At 64.1% G+C, this 262-nt stretch carries 1 protein-coding gene; it reads right to left on the bottom strand.

Going from position 1 to position 262, the window contains the following annotated elements; translation table 11 throughout:
• Positions 1-63 precede the first annotated feature (63 nt).
• Positions 64-262: hypothetical protein (locus tag SB847_RS21400; RefSeq protein WP_410578673.1), on the bottom strand; the 199-nt coding region annotated here is incomplete at its 5' end.

Genomic DNA, 262 nt, shown 5'->3' with positions numbered 1-262 from the left:
AGGGACAATTGGCTGGACCGTCTCATGGGGGTCTTTGGGTCGTCGCTGCCAAGGCAGGATGCCCTAGAGGCCGAGGCGTTCGGCGATGCGCATCAGCTGGTTGGGCCGGTCCTCGTGATCCAGGACGATCATCGCCCCGGCGCAGTGCTTGGATGCGGCGGTGACCTCCAGGGTGTCGCCCTCTTCATCTGCGTCGAGTGTCTTGTGGCAGTGGAACGAAACGTCAGCGTGCAGTGCGTCAGCGATGTCCTGAGCGCGCTCC

It is taken from the genome of Bacillus sp. SIMBA_026, assembly GCF_046535335.1.
Classification (GTDB): domain Bacteria; phylum Bacillota; class Bacilli; order Bacillales; family Bacillaceae; genus Bacillus; species Bacillus velezensis.
Note: the sequence above shows the minus strand (reverse complement) of the source record. Positions and strands in the feature narration are given on the sequence as shown.